Genomic DNA, 16,782 nt, shown 5'->3' with positions numbered 1-16,782 from the left:
GTTTAGCAAAATTAATTGCACCATTTTCATGATTTTATGAAACAGTGAATCTACAGGGTACAGTGCCTCATTCTAAGCAATAAAATGAAAACTGTGTCTATTTTATACTGCGTACATACGCTTAGGGGAACAAGACAAATTGTCGGTTTGAAGTGATGTTCAAAAAAATAAATGTAATGCCTTTGGCGCATAATTGGTGGAAAGACCCAATTTTTACAGCAACCGTTGTGCTTGCAGCTTTTTTGCATCTGGTGATTTTGACTGTACAGTTTGCCATGCCTCAAGAAAATGATGCCGCAGTGAAAGAAATTGCAGTGACTTTACGCCCTTCAGATCAAAAAATTGAAGATGCGGATTTCTTGGCGCAAGCGGATCAACAGGGTTCTGGCACCTTTCGCGAGTCCCACCGGATGTCGAGTGATATGCCCGTGCCGATGCTTGAGCAAAGTGCTGGGGAACAACAGCGAGAAGCTTTAGAACAGGTCCAGCAAAAGCGTGAATTAAATTTTGAAGAAAAGTTGTTAATGACGACACTTAGCTGGCAAAAACAAGCGGAAGATAATCAGCGCAAAAAAGCCATGGAAGAAATGAACAGCCAGTTTCAGGCCAAAGCAGCCATGGTGGCAAGCCTTGAAGCGCAATATTTGCAACGTCAACAAAACTTTAGCCGTCAGCAAAAAATCAAAACAGTTGATGGTATTCAAGCCAAGCAAGATATTTCTGCTGCCTATCTTGAAAAGTTCCGTCAGAAAGTGGAATTTTATGGTAACCGTTACTACCCAGAAGTGGCTAAGCAGCAGCGACTGGCGGGTGAAGTGCGTTTAATGGTGATTTTAAATGCTTCAGGTGGTATCCGCGCCATTCGCTTGATTGACAGCTCAGGGCATGAGATGTTGGATGAAGCAGCAAAGGCATCAGTACGCAAAGCAGCCCCGTTCGGCGCTTTCGATACCAAAATGAAGGATATTTCTGAGTTACGCATTGTACGCACATGGCGTTTTGACCCAGCAGAGGCAGAGTTTGAAGTTCATTGATATTCTTGCTTCTTTATGGGAAATTATAATGATTAAATTAATTTATAAAAAAAACATGTAAAACAATGTCTTAACTTTTTATTCTGAGATTTATTTATTTTTTTTCAATAAAAACATAATCTTATATTTAAAGGTGAAAACTTGAATTGATAATAAAAATAATTATCATTTGCAGTATGTTTTTTGTTAAATATTTTAAAGCATTCGTAAATCTTTCTTAAAGCAAGTTAATGGGGAGGATGCATGCATGTTTTTTTAATATTTGATCCCTGTTATAAGGATATAGTTTCATGTATTACTCCCCAACTTTAAAGCGCTTCAAAGTCAGTCCACTGATATTGGCTATGGCAGCAGCCACAGTATTTCTCCCAACTTTGGGGTCTGCAGCACCCACTACGAGCGATGAAAGTGCACAACTTGAAACGATTACGAGTCAAGCCGAGGAAGAGAATCCATCTGTAACGGAAGGGACAAAGAGTTATACGGCGAAGAGTGCCAGTACCTCTACCAAATTAAATTTGTCACTTCGCGAAACACCGCAGTCGGTTAAAGTTTTAACCCGTGAATATTTAGATGATACCAATACAAATTCTTTGCAAGAAATGCTCAATAACGTGACTGGTATTACCACCAACCGTTGGGATGAACGTCAATATCCGACAGCACGCGGGTTTGATGTGGATTATTATTTATTTGATGGTGTACCAAGTACAGCCGAAGCAGATATTGCTAACGATCCAGACCTGAGCATGTATGATCGCGTGGAAGTGGTCAAAGGCGCTAATGGGCTAATGACGGGGGCGGGCAATCCTGCAGTTGCTATCAATATGGTACGTAAACATGCAAATTCTAAAGAATTAACAGGGACATTAAGCAGTTCTTATGGTTCGTGGAATGCATGGAACAGCATGGCAGATATTTCTGCACCCTTAAATGCTGATGGGAGTGTACGTGGACGAATTGTTGTCAAACATGAAAGTACAGACTCTTTTGCCGATTTGTATGAAAAAGAAAATAACTTATTTTATGGTGTGCTTGATGCAGATTTAACAGACAGCACTTATCTGTCAGTGGGTGCTAGTTATCAGAATTTAGAACGTTCTGGTATCAAATGGGGAGGCTTGCCAGCATTTTATACTGATGGTTCGTTAACGCATTTTGATCGTGATTTAACAGTGACCAGTGATTGGACATATTGGAATACTAATACAACTACTGCCTTTGCTCAGCTTAAGCAGAAGTTATTTAATGATATCACGCTGAATGTTAATTATGATTACCGCCAAATAGATGCAGAGACAGCATTGTTGTACTTATGGTCAGGATCAGTAGATAAAGCGACCAATAGTAGTGCTGGTTTATACCCATATACCGATACGTCAAAGACCACTCAAAATAATGCGGATATTTATTTTTCTGCGCCTTTTACTTTGGCTGGCTTACAACAAGAAGTTGTCGCTGGGTTTATGTATAATCAGAGTGAAAAAACTGATCGCTATTATGGAACGCCTACTCTAGATAACTATACGATTGATTTTGACAATTTCACACCATCAAAACTTCTCGGCTCTATTAATAATAATGTTGCAAGCCCATCTAATAAAACTACACAAACAGGTGCGTATCTAGCAGGTAAGTTCACTTTATTAGATCCTCTAAAACTTGTAGCAGGTGTACGAGTATCTAACTGGGAGTATGAAAGTGCTGATGGAGATGGTAATCGTAAGTTTAATAATAAAGTGACACCTTATGCTGGATTAATCTATGATTTCTTAGAAGATTATTCATGGTATGCCAGCTATACTGGCATTTTTAAACCAGAAGATAAGCAGAATGCGGATGGTCAATATCTTGATCCACGTGAGGGTAAAAGTTATGAAACTGGCCTGAAAGGAGAGTTTTTTGACAAACAACTTAATGCGTCGATGTCGGTATTTTTAACCAAGCAAGATAATGTAGCCGAGATCATAGGCACAGTTATGGATGGTGATGAAGTCAAAAATATTTATGGCAGCGCAGATGGTGTTGAGAGTAAAGGCTTCGAAATAGAATTAGATGGTAAATTGACTGACAAGTGGGATATGAGCTTCGGACTTGCTCATTTTAATGCAAAAGATGCTGACGGTAACAAAGTACAGACAACTGCAGCGAGAACGTCGGCCAATCTATTTACAAAATATACAATAAATAAGTGGAGCGTGGGTGGTGGCTTAAACTATAAGAGCAAAGCATATAAAGACGAGACTGCAGGGCGTATTACTCAAGATGCTTATGTGTTGGCGAATTTAATGGCTGCTTATCAAGTTGATCAAAATATTAAACTTCAACTGAATGTGAACAATTTATTTGATGAAAAATATTACGAAGGTTTAGGTGTGAATAGTATGGTGTATGGCGCACCACGCAATGCAACATTAACTTTCCGCTATCAATTCTAAAAAATCTTGAAAAATAAAAAACGGCTTATTAAAAGCCGTTTTTTTGTTGGAAATGTGGATAAGTCTAGGCTTATTCACATGCAATCTTGACTTGAGTAAGCGCGTTCAAAGTTTCAGACTTTAACTTTAAATGGCTGTATCATTGTTTTTCAGTTGTTATGCTATGTGGTCTTTGACCCAGCAGAGGCAGAGTTTGAAGTGCGTTGAGCTGTGCATTTCTAATCAGGTTTTGATTATGTGGGTGAACTCAGTTTATTGAGTTGCACGGACATAGGCGCCGTCTTGATGTCCACCCATCCAAGTTACGCTTAAATGAGACTCCTCTTCATCTAAGCGGATAGGAAAAATTTCTAAATGCTTGCTATATTTAGGCAAAGCTTTTAAACCAATACAGTTGCCATTTTTCCACCATGACCCTTCGGCATATTGGTCTAAAGAGCCAACAGCTAAATACCATTTAAATTTGCCGTCAGGTTCTAGTAGAAGCTCAGAACCAACCTCCATAACGCCCTGCAAATAATAATGTCCAGCCCAAGCCTGAGCTGAATCTAGAAACTTTACTTCCTGACAGGATGTTTGATTTTCATCATTGCTCTTGGCATAAAGTGGCGTGGTGCAGGATAGGGCGATCATGCAGAGTAGTTTTGAAATTGGTGTATGCATTTTTATAATCTCTTCATCTATTTTTTCATCTTGCTTTATTTTTAGCATAAATAAACCCGATACATCGAAATGAATCGGGTAAGTTTTTTCAAATCTAATAGTTACTGTGCTAAATAAGGGTTTTCAAAACCGAGTTTAGCCAAAATTTCAATTTCGATGCCTTCCATTTCTTCAGCATCTGCTTCTGATGTTTCATGGTCATAGCCCATAAGGTGCAAAGTGCCATGGACCAGCATATGAGTGAAATGCGTCAGTGGCGCTTTGTTTTGTTCTTTTGCTTCCGACAACACCACAGGAATACAAATGACCAAATCGCCAATGGGAAATGAGTCAAGAATCTGCGCCATTTCATCGGGCAAATCACTAGGGAAAGACAACACATTGGTTGATTTATCTTTGCCACGATATTCCAAATTCAATTTATGACTTTCATCATGGTCAACACAAGCAATACCAATTTCACAGTTACTCTGTGTGCCAATATGACGTAAAACAGTTTCTACAACTTTTTTGAGATAGCCACGTTTCAAGACCAATTCAGGGGCTTGAAAGTCCTGTTGTAGAGAAAGACTCAGTTTCAAAATAGATCCTTAAATAATGACATCTGCGGGCATTTTAAAATGCCCGCAGGCTTTAACTTAATGCTGAGCATCAGCAGCGGCATCATTTTCAGCCACTAAGGCTTCTTGACGCGCTTTGCGTTCAGCACGTGCTTCAGCGGTTAGGCGATGTTGTTCTGCATCCCATCCCTCATAAGCTTCAACAATTTTTTGCACCAGTTGGTGACGTACCACGTCACGTGAGTGGAAACGGGTGATGTGAATTTCTTTGATCTTGTCGATGATGCGCAAAGCATGTGCTAGACCAGATTGCTGGCCACGTGGTAAGTCGACCTGTGTGATATCTCCAGTAATCACTGCACGTGAACCAAAGCCTAAACGTGTGAGGAACATTTTCATTTGTTCAGGTGTGGTATTTTGCGCTTCGTCTAAAATCACAAAAGAGTGGTTTAAGGTTCGACCACGCATATAAGCCAGTGGTGCGACTTCAATCACCTGACGTTCAATCAGTTTGGCCACTTTTTCAAAACCAAGCATTTCATACAAGGCATCGTAGAGCGGACGTAAATAGGGATCAATTTTCTGGCTTAAATCACCTGGTAGGAAACCCAATTTTTCACCTGCTTCAACGGCAGGGCGAACCAATAAAATCCTTTGAATTTCATTGCGTTCTAGCATGTCAACTGCTGCTGCAACGGCGAGATAGGTTTTACCTGTACCCGCAGGTCCAATACCAAAAGAAATATCGCTTTGTAGAATACGCTGCACATAACGCTTTTGGTTGGCACCGCGTGGATTGATACGACCTTTACGGGTTTGGAGCCACACTTCATCTAAACCAGTGTGCTCTTGCCCATCAAGGTCTTCTTGCAATTCACGGTCAGTCTGACTGCCTTGAATCATGAGGTGTAAGGTGTCGGCACTGATTTGTACCGTATTTTCTGCTTCTTCATGCAGGCGATGGAGCAGACCTTCTGCTCTCTCAACTGCATCCATTTCACCATCGACATAAAATGCATCACCTCGATGGGAAATAGTGACATCTAAACGCTGTTCGATTTGTTTCAAATGACCGTTATAAGCACCGAGCATGCTCTTTAAACGTTCAATTGAAACCCCAGGAAAAGTTACTGTACGTCGAATCGCTGCAGTCAAGAGAATTCCTTTAAGTAGTCAGAATCTATTCTCTTACATTACGCCACGTCAGGCTCAAGATTCAAGAGTTCGCCATAAACAAAATTCAAAGTTTTAATCTCTGTCACTTCGATTTCTGCGAAACGTCCGACCCATGCTGCATCACCAATAAAACTCACATAACGAGTGTTATCCGCCGTACCAATCAGTAGGTTTGGATCTTTATCCGAAACTTTCTCGACCAAAACGCGTTGAATCGTGCCGAGCATGGCATCGGTCTTTTCAATACTCGATTGTTTAATCCACTTTTGGACTTTGGATAAACGTTCTTTTTTCACGTCTTCAGAAGTGGTGTCTTCAAGCTCAGATGCAGGTGTACCCGGACGTTTTGAGTAAACAAAACTATAGGAATGGTCGAAGTCCATGTCTTTGATAAATTGATAGGTTTCTTCAAAGTGTGCATCGGTTTCACCTGGGAAACCAATGATAAAGTCACTCGATAAATGCATGTCTGGGCGAACTTTGCGTAACTTGGCAATTTTGTCGATATAGACGTCAATGGTGTGGTTACGTTTCATGGCTTGCAACACATCATTTGAACCGCTTTGTACAGGCAAATGTAGATGCGATACCATTTGTGGTAAATCACGGTAGCACTGAATCAAGTCATCATTAAACTCAAGCGGGTGTGATGTGGTATAACGCAAACGACCAATCCCTGGGATTTCTGCAACAAGACGTAACAAGTCTGCAAAAGTACAGATATTGCCTTCGAATGTTTCACCGCGGTAACCATTCACGTTTTGACCTAATAGCGAAATCTCACGGACGCCTTTTTCGGCTAAGGTGGCAATTTCAGCTAAAACGTCATCCAGTGGACGAGAAACTTCTTCACCACGGGTGTAGGGCACCACACAGAATGAACAATATTTTGAACAACCTTCCATAATTGAAACAAAAGCCTTGTAACCTTCCACACGCGGTTCAGGTAAAAAGTCGAATTTTTCAATGTCAGGGAAAGAAATATCTACCAATTTGATTTTTTCTTTCTTGGGTTTTTCGATTTGATCAAAGTGCTGATCGAGCATTTGTGGTAAACGGTGCAAGGTTTGTGGACCGAAAATCATGTCCACATAGTTGGCACGTTTTTGAATGTTGTCGCCCTCTTGAGAGGCTACACAACCACCGACACCAATGATCAGGTCAGGGTTTTTGTCTTTCAGCTTGCGCCAACGACCCAGCTCAGAGAACACTTTTTCTTGGGCTTTTTCGCGAATCGAACAGGTATTCATCAGTAGAATATCGGCTTCTTTCGGGTCTTGGGTCAGCACATAACCGTGCGAGTCGCCCAGTAAGTCTGCCATACGGTGACTGTCATACTCATTCATCTGACACCCTTGCGTTTCGATATACAGTTTTTTAACTGATCCATCGGTGGCTGGGGTGTGCTGTGGCTGGGTGACAGTGTTTTCTGAGGCAGCTTGGGCACCATTTGGAATGAAGGTTTGAACCGTCATGTAGGCTCCTAAGGGGGGATAAATCTAGGTTTTTTGTGTCTGATCGGTATCTGTGGCGGCGAAAGCAGGGCTTGGCTAGCTACAAAAATGCTCGATCAAGCACCATTTGAAATCTACGAAAGGCGCATATTTTAGCAGGAAATCTGAATAAACTTATAGCTTTAAATCTGAAGCTAAAAAGATTGATTTGTGAAGTGAAAATACAGGAAAATTAATATTGTCTAATCATAAGGTTACATAAGAGAACAATAGAGTCTGTTATGAGTTATTAAACTAATCAAAATGATGAGACGAGACTAGGCTATACAAAGATGACAGAAGGCACACCCATGTTAAAACGATTACAGAATAAATATTATCAAGTGTTTGCGTTGGGTGTAGCTGCCTTGGGTTTATCTGCAGCGACACATGCCGCAGATGAACAATTCAATGATGCTTTACGCGCAGCCAATACGGGCAATGTCAGCTTGTTGCAAGAATATCAAAGCAGTATGCAGGGTGATGTCTTGGGCTATTACCCTGAATATTGGCTATTAAACAGTAATTTAGCGTTGCAACCAGCGGCCAATATCGTGGGCTTTGCACAGCGCTATCCTCAGTCCGCGATGGCTGAAAAATTGGCAGCAGACTATATTGAAGAAAAAGTCAAAATGGCTGACTTTACTTCCGCACAGCCAGTATTGGCGTATGTGTCTAATGCAGACCAAGCAGAAAGCTGTGCTATGGCGCAAGTCCGCGCCAAGTCGGGCGACCCTTTGGTTTTCGCCGAATATAAAGATGTTTGGCTCGCGACCAATTCACAACCTGAATCATGTACTGGGCTGGGACGCATGATGCTATCGAGCCCTCTCATGACGGAACAAGACAAGCAACAACGTCTATGGGCGCAGCTACGTGCAGGGCAGTCAGGTCAAGCGATTGCAACTGCACAAACCATCGGTATGAATTTGTCTTTGGCGCAGCTGAATAGCATTCAAGCTGATCCACTGAACTATCTATGGTCAGCACCGAAAGCATCGGCTGTAGATCAAGCATATTTAATTTATGCCATTGGCCGCTTAGCCGATAGTGATCTAAATACTGCATTGGCTTCGGTAAAGCGTGCTGCTGAGGGTACCCCTGAGTCGGTGCAAAAAGCGTTGTACCGTGCTGTGGGGTATATCGGTGGCACAACTGTCATGAAAAATAATTTTAATGTGGAGGTATTACAAGCCTTCGATCGGAGTTATGGTTTAGCACTGAGTGAAGAAGAAGCCGAAATTTATGCACGCCAAGCCATTCGCTTTGGTGCATGGGAGAGCGTGATTCGTGCTGTTGATGGTATGAGTGTGACGCAAAAACAAGAAGATCGCTGGCAATATTGGTTAGCCCGAGCTTCAGAACAACGAGGTGATGCAAAGTCAAAAGCCTTGGCGCGTGAGATCTTCAAAAAATTGTCAGTAGGTGACGATTATCATAACTTATTGGCAAAAGATCGTATTGGACAACGTTATCAGACCATTCCTGCGAATACCCAACCGAGCAATGCTGACATACAACGTTTGAATCAGGATATTCATTTTAGCCGTGCTTTTACACTGCGCAATGTCAACGCACCAGACAATTATGTCAACCGTGAGTGGAATTGGGCGGTCAGACAAGCTTATTTAAAACAAGATGATGGTTTAATTTTAGCTGCAGCAAAACGGGCAACGGAGATGGGGTGGTATGACCGAGCAATCTATGCGGCCGATCGAACAGTCAAGCAACATAACTATAGTTATCGCTATGCCATGCCACACCAAAGTTATGTGGTGAGTCACAGTCGTAATGCAGGCATAGATCCTGCATGGGCGTATGGGCTAATGCGCCAAGAAAGCCGCTTTGTCACCCATGCTCGCTCGCATGTCGGGGCAGGTGGCTTGATGCAAATCATGCCAGATACGGCAAAATTAGTCGCAAGACAAATGGGTGAAACCTATAATCCAGCCGCACTGAGTGATATGAATACCAATGTACGTTATGGCACTTTCTATCTGTCCATGATCCAAAGTCAGTTAAGCAATAATCCAGTGTTGGCGACAGCAGGTTATAATGCGGGTCCGAACCGTGCACGTCGTTGGCAGCCTGAAAATCAGGCCATTGCAGCGGATCAATACACGGAAAGTATTCCACTGACTGAAACCCGAGATTACGTCAAGCATGTGATGAGTAATGCCACGCATTATGGTGTTTTGCTTGGCCAAGGACCGCAGTCCATTACTCAGCGCATGCAAAATATTCCTTTTAAAAGTCAATAATAAAGGTCTAGACATTTTATGGTTTTGATGTCACTCCCATCAGTCTTAACGCAAAAACTACTGCAGATGATTGGTAGTAGTCTTGTTTTGGGATTTTTTACGACATCTGCTCATGCAGCACCGACGGTATTTGGTTATGTGATGGAAATTCAAATGACACCCGCCGTGTGTATGTTCGATAACCAAGGCTCGAAAAAACGGAAGTGTCTAGAGGGTTATTCACTCAATATTACGGGTTTATATCCTGAAACCACCACACGGGAGTGTCAGACCAATTCTTCTGCGGTCCTTTCTCCGCTTCAAACCAAAGTCGTGGCGAGAGTCATGCCTGATGAACATGCGCGCCGCCAGTTATGGGCAGAAATTGGCGGTTGTGTGCCGATGAATGCCAGTCAGTATTTCCGTAATGTGATTAATTATGCAGAGCGTTTAAAAATTCCTGCAGATTTGACTTCTTCTGAAAATAAAACCGCACAGCTCAATACACTGCGAGGGCAATTTCAACGTTTAAACCCAGGGCTACCTGCAAGTGGGCTACGTTTTAGCTGTCGGACACAACGACAAACCAACATTTTGACCGAAGTCAAGGTCTGTTATAAACCCAACGGTCAGTACAAAGCTTGTGCAGAGAATATTCAAGAAAACTGCCCAAGTTCCTTTGCGATCAAAGGTTCTTACTAATCTCTTTTTCTAAATTAATTTATATTTCCTATCATACTTTTGTTGGAATTCATTCTCTTTTACATGCATCTGCCAAAGTATTGGAGTACAATCTTTGCCGTTTATGATTATTAAGATTAGATAGAACAGCTATTTAATCATATCTAACGTTCCTCAAATGGAGATAAGTACATGAAGCAACCTGTTCGCGTTGCCGTTACTGGCGCAGCTGGTCAAATTGGTTACAGCCTATTATTCCGTATCGCTAGTGGCGAAATGTTAGGTAAAGACCAACCAGTTATTCTGCAATTGTTAGAAGTTCCTTTTGAGAAAGCTCAAGCTGCGCTTAAAGGCGTAATGATGGAATTAGACGACTGTGCTTTCCCATTATTGGCTGGCATGATCGGTACTGATGATCCTAAAGTTGCATTTAAAGATGCTGACTACGCGTTATTGGTTGGTTCACGTCCACGTGGTCCAGGTATGGAACGTGCTGACTTATTGAAAGTGAACGGTGAAATCTTCATTGGTCAAGGTCAAGCACTAAACGAAGTTGCTAGCCGTGACGTTAAAGTACTTGTTGTGGGTAACCCAGCAAACACCAATGCTTACATCGCAATGAAATCTGCTCCAGATCTTCCAGCGAAAAACTTCACAGCAATGTTACGTCTTGACCACAACCGTGCCTTGACTCAACTTGCTCAAAAAGCAGGTGTTGCAGTTTCTGACATCGAAGACATGACTGTTTGGGGCAACCACTCTCCAACAATGTATGCTGACTACCGTTTTGCAACTGTGAATGGCGAAAGCTTAAAAGACAAAATCAACGATGCAGCTTGGAACAAAGATGTGTTCCTTCCAACTGTTGGTAAACGTGGTGCTGCGATCATCGAAGCACGTGGTTTGTCTTCTGCTGCGTCTGCTGCAAATGCTGCAATCGACCATATGCGCGATTGGGCTCTTGGTACAAACGGCAAATGGGTAACAATGGGTATTCCTTCTGACGGTTCTTATGGTATTCCAGAAGGCGTAATGTTCGGTTTCCCTGTAACAACTGAAAATGGCGAATACAAAATCGTTGAAGGTCTTGAGATCGACGAATTCAGCCGTGAGCGTATCAACTTCACTCTGAACGAGTTAGAAGAAGAACGTGCAGCAGTTGCTGACATGGTTAAATAATTTAATCGAACTGATTAAGTTGAAAAAGCACTCCATTTCGGGGTGCTTTTTTTATACAAATGCTTTATTGAACAAAAAATAACATGCTGAGATATAGACACAACTGACTAAAAAATAAGCATACCTTAATCTGTAAAGGTATGATCAAGGGCTTGAGGAGAACAATGATGTTTGATCAACAACCGACTTTAGAACTTTTATTTGAGCAATTGGGGCTTGATGCAAGTGCGGATGCGATAAATCAGTTTATTGACACACATCAACTCACTTCAGATGTTCCATTGCATAAAGCACCTTTTTGGTCTAAAGCACAGCATGATTTTATTATCAGCAATTGGAAAAAAGATGATGAATGGTCATTGGTCGTTGACCAGTTAAACGAGCAATTACACACAGAAAATAAACTTTCGGGTTCGTGTCATTTATAATCACAAATTGAAACAACAAACCTAGTTTTAAGACTAGGTTTTTTTTAAAAATACATATAAGTTAATTCAATAATAATTGACAATAGTATTGATAAGGAGGGCGAGATGCTCAATCAACACAAACCATCCTTAGAGCTTTTATTTTCTCAACTGGGACTTGCTAATAGTGCAGCTGCCATTGAGTTATATATTCGTACGCATCAACTACCCGCTCATCAATCTTTACATGATGCAGCGTTTTGGAATCCAGCACAGCGTGCATTACTCATCAGCCATTTGGTGCAAGATGATGACTGGGCGATTATGGTCGATGAACTCAATCAACAACTGCACTTAGATGCTTATAAGCTTCAAACAGCTTAAATGAATGATCACAACTGAAAGCAACACGGTCTTTGAACTATAAAAAACGCCTGATCACAGGCGTTTTTTATTCTTTAGATGTATAACTTGGATGCCCACATTTTAGTGCAATTTACTTTGTATGAGTTTGATAAACCAATCTTCTTGATGGAAGCTGATAAAAGCGGCATGTTCACGCAGTAAAATGAAATCAAACTCTGTACTTTTTGCATATTTTCCAAGCCAGTGTCGTGCCAATGCAGATTCTTTTCTACTCACAGAGGCGTAGGCCAAAAACAGGTAAATATCACCCTGACCATAGCTGGTCAGTGGTTTTAAAATTTGCTGTGTAATCAACGCAAAGCGATCTTCTTTGGTGATTTCAAAGTACAGCATATATGCCTTAGCAAGATGCAAAGACAAATTGAGGTACAAAGACAGAGGCATTTCCTCAAACTCAATTCGACCTTGCTCAAGTAATACCACCGCTTCTTGTAAGAAGTGGACTTGCTCTTGGCGCAGTTGGCTCAGTGTGACTAACTGTAAGCGCAAATCAGCACGCTCAAGTGCTAATTCAGGGCTATTGCCTTGTAAGTAGAGTTGGTCTGTTTCACCAATACGCTGAATAATGTGTTGACTGTTGGCACGCATCGGTTACATCCTCCTCAATGAATGTTCAGTATATGAGGATGCTTTTTACAATTTAAAGTCTTATTGCCTGAATCACAGAATTGTACTGTCACTACGTAACCATGCGGTAATTGATAAACGCTGATGTTTGGCTTTTAAAACCTCATGTAGCAAGTCACTTTGAAACAGTGCGATACGATTTGGTTTGGGTTGCAGTACATGCCAAATGTTATTTTTATCTTGTAGATGAAGCTCACCTCCCCAGCTGTCTTGCCAGTCTTCATGTAAGTAGTAAACTGCAGAAATCATACGACCATTTTTACCTTGAGGATTATCACGGTGTAGTGCATAAAACTCGCCGGCGTTATAGCAAGCAAAATGCGCTTCGACGTCCCGAATACCAAGATAAAAAGCACGGTTGAGCTCATGACCTAAGCTAAAAAGGGACTGTACATGTCGATTGGAAATGTGGAGTTCGGGATGTAACCATAAAATGTGATCACTACGGATCTTACTGATGACACCGTTTTGAATAGCGGCTTCACGAAAGCGGTTTAAGTTCGAAGTGCATTCTTCAATGAGTTGATGTACATAGTCATCAGAGTAGGCGTCATCAATGATGGCAAAACCATGTTGATCTAAATCATCTAGGATTTGATCAACATTCCAAGACTTTGGGAGAAGAACTGCTTCCATAACATAAAACCTAAAAGACAAAGAAAAGCCGCTGTTATTCTAGTGTAAGAAAGCTGTCTGAACGAAACTATTTTTCATGCTAAAATACTCATTGATTTTAGGAATAATACAAACATGAATTACCGTCACCATTTCCATGCAGGCAACTTTGCCGATGTCATGAAGCATGTTCTTTTGCTTCAGATTTTGACTCGCCTCAATCAAAAAGATAAACCGTATCGTTATATTGATACGCATGGCGGTGCTGGTAAATATGATTTATCGACTTCAGAAGCACAAAAGTCAGGTGAGTTTTTAAATGGCATCCATCGTTTAGTGAAACTAGATGATTCAATTAAGCGTAATGCGCCTGAAGGCGTTCAGCAGTATTTAAAAATTGTTGAAAAAATGCGTGAAGGTTCAGGTAAAGGTGCCTATCCTGGTTCGCCGTGGTTTGCATTAGAAGGCATGCGTGAAATCGACAAAGCCACTATTTTTGAAATGCAGCGTGATGTATTCCAACAGTTGTATTACAACGTTCGTGATAAACGCGCGGGTTTGCATGAGCGCGATGCGTATGAAGGCTTACTCGGTGTCATTCCGCCTAAAGAAAAACGCGGTTTGGTGATGATTGACCCACCTTATGAAGTTGAACGTAAAGATTTTCCACAGTTAGTTGACCTGATTGCAGCAGCACATAAAAAATGGTCAACAGGGGTCTTTGCGATTTGGTATCCGATTAAAGACCGCGCGATGATTGAACGTTTTGAAAAGAAAATGATTAAAACGGGTATTCGTCGTCAGTTGATCTGTGAAGTATGTGTTTGGCCAGATGACACTCCAGTGGGCTTAAACGGCTGTGGTCTATTGGTGATTAACCCGCCTTGGAAGTTCTCCGAAGATGCTGATGAGGCGTTACAGTGGTTATTCCCGCATTTACGTATGAGTGAAAATGGTGGTCATGCTGCTGTTCGTTGGTTAGTTGGCGAATAAAGACAGACCTAAAGAGAAAAAGGCTACATTAGGATCGACAGAAAATGACAAATATAAATAAACCTGAAAGCGAATCTACTCCACGCAGTGTTCCCAGCTTTGATGGGATCACTTTCGAGGTGGAAGAAGAAGAGCATACACAGGAAGGTCAAAAAGTAAAACGTCGAGGTATTTATTTGTGGCCGAACCTGATTACAACGGCAGCGTTGTTGTCAGGCTTTTATTCCATTATCGCTAGTATGAATGGTAATTTCCAACAAGCGATTTATGCTATTTTCTTAGCAGCATTGTTGGATGGCCTAGACGGCCGTGTGGCACGTGCAATCGGTGCGCAGAGTGCTTTTGGTGAGCAGTATGACTCTTTGTCTGATTTACTTGCCTTTGGTGTTGCGCCAGCGATTTTAATGTATAGCTGGAGTTTGGATTCGCTGGGTCGTATCGGTCTAGCGTGCTGTTTTGTCTATACCGCATGTGCTGCGTTCCGTTTAGCGCGTTTTAATGTGCAAATTGGTGTAGTCGATAAGCGTTACTTTATTGGTGTGGCTAGTCCGCTTGCAGCCATTATCATTATTTCATTGGTTTGGGTCGGGCTCGATTTTCCTGAAATTTTTGATATTCGTGAGCGCGGTATCCAAGCAATCAGCGCTGTAGTGATTGTTTCTGTTGGTCTATTGATGATTTCGAATATTAAGTATTATTCATTTAAAACAGTAGATCGCAAGCGCGTTCCATTTTTTGTTCTGCCGATTGCAGTCTTTATTTTTGCAGCAATGACCTACAATATTCCTGTGGGTATTTTGGTGATTTCCTTGATTTATGCGTTATCTGGATTTGTTACGACATTTTTAGCACGAAGCCAACAAAACCCATGATGAGTTAATAATATGTAGAAGGAGTGCGATATGTGGTTGTTCCAAGATTTTCTCGATCAGTCTAAACAACTTAATCAAACTCCTTCACGGTCTTTGCCTGCCTACCATCCGCCCAATAAGAAATACAAAATCATTCATCAGGCTGTAACCATTCCTAACCTTCCTGCACCATTACATTACTTAAATTTTTTGAGTATGATCGGGCAGCCCAACACGCCTATGCTTCGGAATAACAGTGCGATTCGAACCACAGCACTAGACACAGCAACGGTTCTAGCCAGTAGCAGTCCGCATATGGCAGGTCAACTGAGTCGCTATTCTATTTCTGCTGAATGTGCTTTTGAAAAACAACAATTTAAATTTGCAAACAAAGAACACGTTATAGGTGCATTTCCTAAATTTCAGATTCAACGAAAAGATAGTGAACTAAGCTTTGAGATAGAAGTTATCACCACACCCTTGATTTCTCATTTTACCAAGTTACGTTTTGGCTTAGCTGAACATTGGTCGGTGATGTGTCAGTGTCATGGCGAGGTAAAATACAAAGGACAACACTATGACATAGATCAACTCGGCGCATTTGAATATGGGCGCAGTGTTGACTTTAGTTATGTCCCTTTAGCTTTTTTTACATATCAAATCATTAATCTAGCAGATCAACGTCAGCTCTTATTAGAGCAAATTCGGGATTCATTTAATCGAGTCGTTCAGTCACGGATTTATTTACGTGATTTAAAAAAGCAGCAGACTTCCATGTTTGACCAAATGGTACGCTTTCAAGTTCATCGTGTTTATCCTGCTGTGAAAACGCCAAATGGGCAAAAAATGTATTTACCACGAGAGTTTGAATGGTGTTATCAAGGTGAGCAGGGATATCGGATACATATTTGCGCACAGAGCCGTGGAGACTTTAAGTTTGGCTTAGCAGCAGGTTATGTAGGAAGCTTTAAATATCAAGTCAAAATTGATAACTATGAGGAAAATGGTGAAAGTGGCTACTGTGAATATGTCGACTGTCGTGCTTTAAAGTGGCAAGAACATAACTCACAAGAAAAAATACGCAATGAAATTGAAGAAATTGTTCCCTTTTCACTCAAGAAATAAGAAAAAAGTAATATTTTGCCGAATAAATAAACAAGTAGAAGTTTTTTTATAAATAATTGAGAGAAGGGGGTTGCAAGGGGATAGAAATGCTGTAGAATGCACATCCATCGGCGGTGATGAAGATTAAAACTTCTGATAAAACAGCAACTTAGTTAAAATTGATTGAGTTGGGTTTTAGAAGGAGAGTTTAAAATAATTTAAATTACCAGTTGACTTTTAAGAGATTGAGAGTAATATAGCCGACCTAGCTTGATGGTGACGAACCATTGAGAAG

16 protein-coding genes are annotated in these 16,782 nt (G+C 41.2%); 10 read left to right on the top strand and 6 right to left on the bottom strand.

What is annotated here, in order from left to right:
• Positions 1 to 176 precede the first annotated feature (176 nt).
• Together B9T36_RS07565 and B9T36_RS07560 are read left to right on the top strand one after the other, a co-directional pair.
• The gene (locus B9T36_RS07565) at positions 177 to 1,034 is read left to right on the top strand and encodes an energy transducer TonB (protein ID WP_086209184.1); all 858 of its coding nucleotides are present in this window, start codon (positions 177 to 179) and stop codon (positions 1,032 to 1,034) included.
• 290 nt (positions 1,035 to 1,324) lie between these two features.
• Complete coding sequence (locus B9T36_RS07560) at positions 1,325 to 3,472, top strand: TonB-dependent siderophore receptor (RefSeq protein ID WP_086208922.1); 2,148 nt, start codon at positions 1,325 to 1,327, stop codon at positions 3,470 to 3,472.
• A 252-nt stretch (positions 3,473 to 3,724) separates the two neighbouring features.
• On the opposite strand, the gene B9T36_RS07555 is transcribed toward B9T36_RS07560, so the two are convergent.
• The 4 genes from B9T36_RS07555 to miaB form a co-directional block, all read right to left on the bottom strand.
• Positions 3,725 to 4,135 carry a hypothetical protein gene (locus B9T36_RS07555; protein WP_086209183.1) on the bottom strand — a complete coding sequence of 137 codons (411 nt, stop codon included), beginning with the start codon at positions 4,133 to 4,135 and terminating at the stop codon, positions 3,725 to 3,727.
• Positions 4,136 to 4,236: 101 nt separating this feature from the next.
• Entirely contained in the window at positions 4,237 to 4,716 is a 480-nt protein-coding gene (gene ybeY / locus B9T36_RS07550) for an rRNA maturation RNase YbeY (RefSeq protein ID WP_086208921.1), read from the bottom strand.
• A 57-nt stretch (positions 4,717 to 4,773) separates the two neighbouring features.
• Complete coding sequence (locus tag B9T36_RS07545) at positions 4,774 to 5,850, bottom strand: PhoH family protein (protein ID WP_062032459.1); 1,077 nt, start codon at positions 5,848 to 5,850, stop codon at positions 4,774 to 4,776.
• A gap of 38 nt (positions 5,851 to 5,888) precedes the next feature.
• Entirely contained in the window at positions 5,889 to 7,346 is a 1,458-nt protein-coding gene (gene miaB, locus B9T36_RS07540) for a tRNA (N6-isopentenyl adenosine(37)-C2)-methylthiotransferase MiaB (protein WP_086208920.1), read from the bottom strand.
• Between the two features lie 311 nt (positions 7,347 to 7,657).
• Here miaB and B9T36_RS07535 point away from each other — a divergent pair, with 311 nt between their 5' ends.
• The 5 genes from B9T36_RS07535 to B9T36_RS07515 all read left to right on the top strand — a co-directional run bounded on the left by B9T36_RS07535 (position 7,658) and on the right by B9T36_RS07515 (position 12,255).
• On the top strand, positions 7,658 to 9,625 hold the full coding sequence (locus tag B9T36_RS07535; RefSeq protein ID WP_086208919.1) for a lytic transglycosylase domain-containing protein: 1,968 nt from the start codon (positions 7,658 to 7,660) through the stop codon (positions 9,623 to 9,625).
• Between the two features lie 66 nt (positions 9,626 to 9,691).
• On the top strand, positions 9,692 to 10,306 hold the full coding sequence (locus tag B9T36_RS07530; protein WP_228146990.1) for a ribonuclease I: 615 nt from the start codon (positions 9,692 to 9,694) through the stop codon (positions 10,304 to 10,306).
• A 171-nt stretch (positions 10,307 to 10,477) separates the two neighbouring features.
• Positions 10,478 to 11,464, top strand: a complete 987-nt coding sequence (locus B9T36_RS07525; protein ID WP_086208917.1) for a malate dehydrogenase — start codon at positions 10,478 to 10,480, stop codon at positions 11,462 to 11,464.
• 167 nt (positions 11,465 to 11,631) lie between these two features.
• Positions 11,632 to 11,892: a DUF2789 family protein gene (locus tag B9T36_RS07520; RefSeq protein ID WP_086208916.1), complete on the top strand. Its 261-nt coding sequence runs from the start codon at positions 11,632 to 11,634 to the stop codon at positions 11,890 to 11,892.
• 105 nt (positions 11,893 to 11,997) lie between these two features.
• Positions 11,998 to 12,255, top strand: coding sequence for a DUF2789 family protein (locus tag B9T36_RS07515; protein WP_086208915.1), 258 nt, complete (start codon positions 11,998 to 12,000; stop codon positions 12,253 to 12,255).
• Between the two features lie 102 nt (positions 12,256 to 12,357).
• Here the strand turns inward: B9T36_RS07515 and B9T36_RS07510 are convergent, their stop codons facing one another.
• Positions 12,358 to 12,885: a hypothetical protein gene (locus tag B9T36_RS07510; RefSeq protein ID WP_086208914.1), complete on the bottom strand. Its 528-nt coding sequence runs from the start codon at positions 12,883 to 12,885 to the stop codon at positions 12,358 to 12,360.
• A 72-nt stretch (positions 12,886 to 12,957) separates the two neighbouring features.
• Positions 12,958 to 13,560 (bottom strand): 2OG-Fe(II) oxygenase, encoded by a 603-nt coding sequence (locus tag B9T36_RS07505; protein WP_086208913.1) that lies wholly within the window; start codon positions 13,558 to 13,560, stop codon positions 12,958 to 12,960.
• Between the two features lie 114 nt (positions 13,561 to 13,674).
• On the opposite strand from B9T36_RS07505, the gene B9T36_RS07500 reads away from it, so the two are divergent.
• From B9T36_RS07500 to B9T36_RS07490, 3 genes are read left to right on the top strand one after another with little or no spacing between them, the layout of a single operon-like run.
• Positions 13,675 to 14,532, top strand: coding sequence for a 23S rRNA (adenine(2030)-N(6))-methyltransferase RlmJ (locus tag B9T36_RS07500; RefSeq protein WP_086208912.1), 858 nt, complete (start codon positions 13,675 to 13,677; stop codon positions 14,530 to 14,532).
• Positions 14,533 to 14,576: 44 nt separating this feature from the next.
• Positions 14,577 to 15,404, top strand: a complete 828-nt coding sequence (pssA, locus tag B9T36_RS07495) for a CDP-diacylglycerol--serine O-phosphatidyltransferase (RefSeq protein WP_086208911.1) — start codon at positions 14,577 to 14,579, stop codon at positions 15,402 to 15,404.
• Positions 15,405 to 15,434: 30 nt separating this feature from the next.
• Positions 15,435 to 16,508 (top strand): DUF6670 family protein, encoded by a 1,074-nt coding sequence (locus tag B9T36_RS07490; protein WP_086208910.1) that lies wholly within the window; start codon positions 15,435 to 15,437, stop codon positions 16,506 to 16,508.
• Positions 16,509 to 16,782: the final 274 nt, after the last annotated feature.

The sequence above is a fragment of the Acinetobacter sp. ANC 4204 genome (assembly GCF_002135205.1).
Classification (GTDB): domain Bacteria; phylum Pseudomonadota; class Gammaproteobacteria; order Pseudomonadales; family Moraxellaceae; genus Acinetobacter.
This window is presented reverse-complemented; position numbering and strand designations above follow the sequence as displayed.

Bases quoted from the DNA above. Each gene is read 5' to 3' on its own strand.
- B9T36_RS07555 (WP_086209183.1), bottom strand. From the start codon at position 4,135: ATGCATACACCAATTTCAAAACTACTCTGCATGATCGCCCTATCCTGC.
- B9T36_RS07515 (WP_086208915.1), top strand. From the start codon at position 11,998: ATGCTCAATCAACACAAACCATCCTTAGAGCTTTTATTTTCTCAACTG.
- B9T36_RS07500 (WP_086208912.1), top strand. From the start codon at position 13,675: ATGAATTACCGTCACCATTTCCATGCAGGCAACTTTGCCGATGTCATG.
- B9T36_RS07520 (WP_086208916.1), top strand. From the start codon at position 11,632: ATGTTTGATCAACAACCGACTTTAGAACTTTTATTTGAGCAATTGGGG.
- B9T36_RS07505 (WP_086208913.1), bottom strand. From the start codon at position 13,560: ATGGAAGCAGTTCTTCTCCCAAAGTCTTGGAATGTTGATCAAATCCTA.
- B9T36_RS07510 (WP_086208914.1), bottom strand. From the start codon at position 12,885: ATGCGTGCCAACAGTCAACACATTATTCAGCGTATTGGTGAAACAGAC.
- B9T36_RS07490 (WP_086208910.1), top strand. From the start codon at position 15,435: ATGTGGTTGTTCCAAGATTTTCTCGATCAGTCTAAACAACTTAATCAA.
- B9T36_RS07525 (WP_086208917.1), top strand. From the start codon at position 10,478: ATGAAGCAACCTGTTCGCGTTGCCGTTACTGGCGCAGCTGGTCAAATT.
- B9T36_RS07530 (WP_228146990.1), top strand. From the start codon at position 9,692: ATGATTGGTAGTAGTCTTGTTTTGGGATTTTTTACGACATCTGCTCAT.
- miaB (WP_086208920.1), bottom strand. From the start codon at position 7,346: ATGACGGTTCAAACCTTCATTCCAAATGGTGCCCAAGCTGCCTCAGAA.
- B9T36_RS07565 (WP_086209184.1), top strand. From the start codon at position 177: ATGCCTTTGGCGCATAATTGGTGGAAAGACCCAATTTTTACAGCAACC.
- B9T36_RS07560 (WP_086208922.1), top strand. From the start codon at position 1,325: ATGTATTACTCCCCAACTTTAAAGCGCTTCAAAGTCAGTCCACTGATA.
- B9T36_RS07535 (WP_086208919.1), top strand. From the start codon at position 7,658: ATGACAGAAGGCACACCCATGTTAAAACGATTACAGAATAAATATTAT.
- pssA (WP_086208911.1), top strand. From the start codon at position 14,577: ATGACAAATATAAATAAACCTGAAAGCGAATCTACTCCACGCAGTGTT.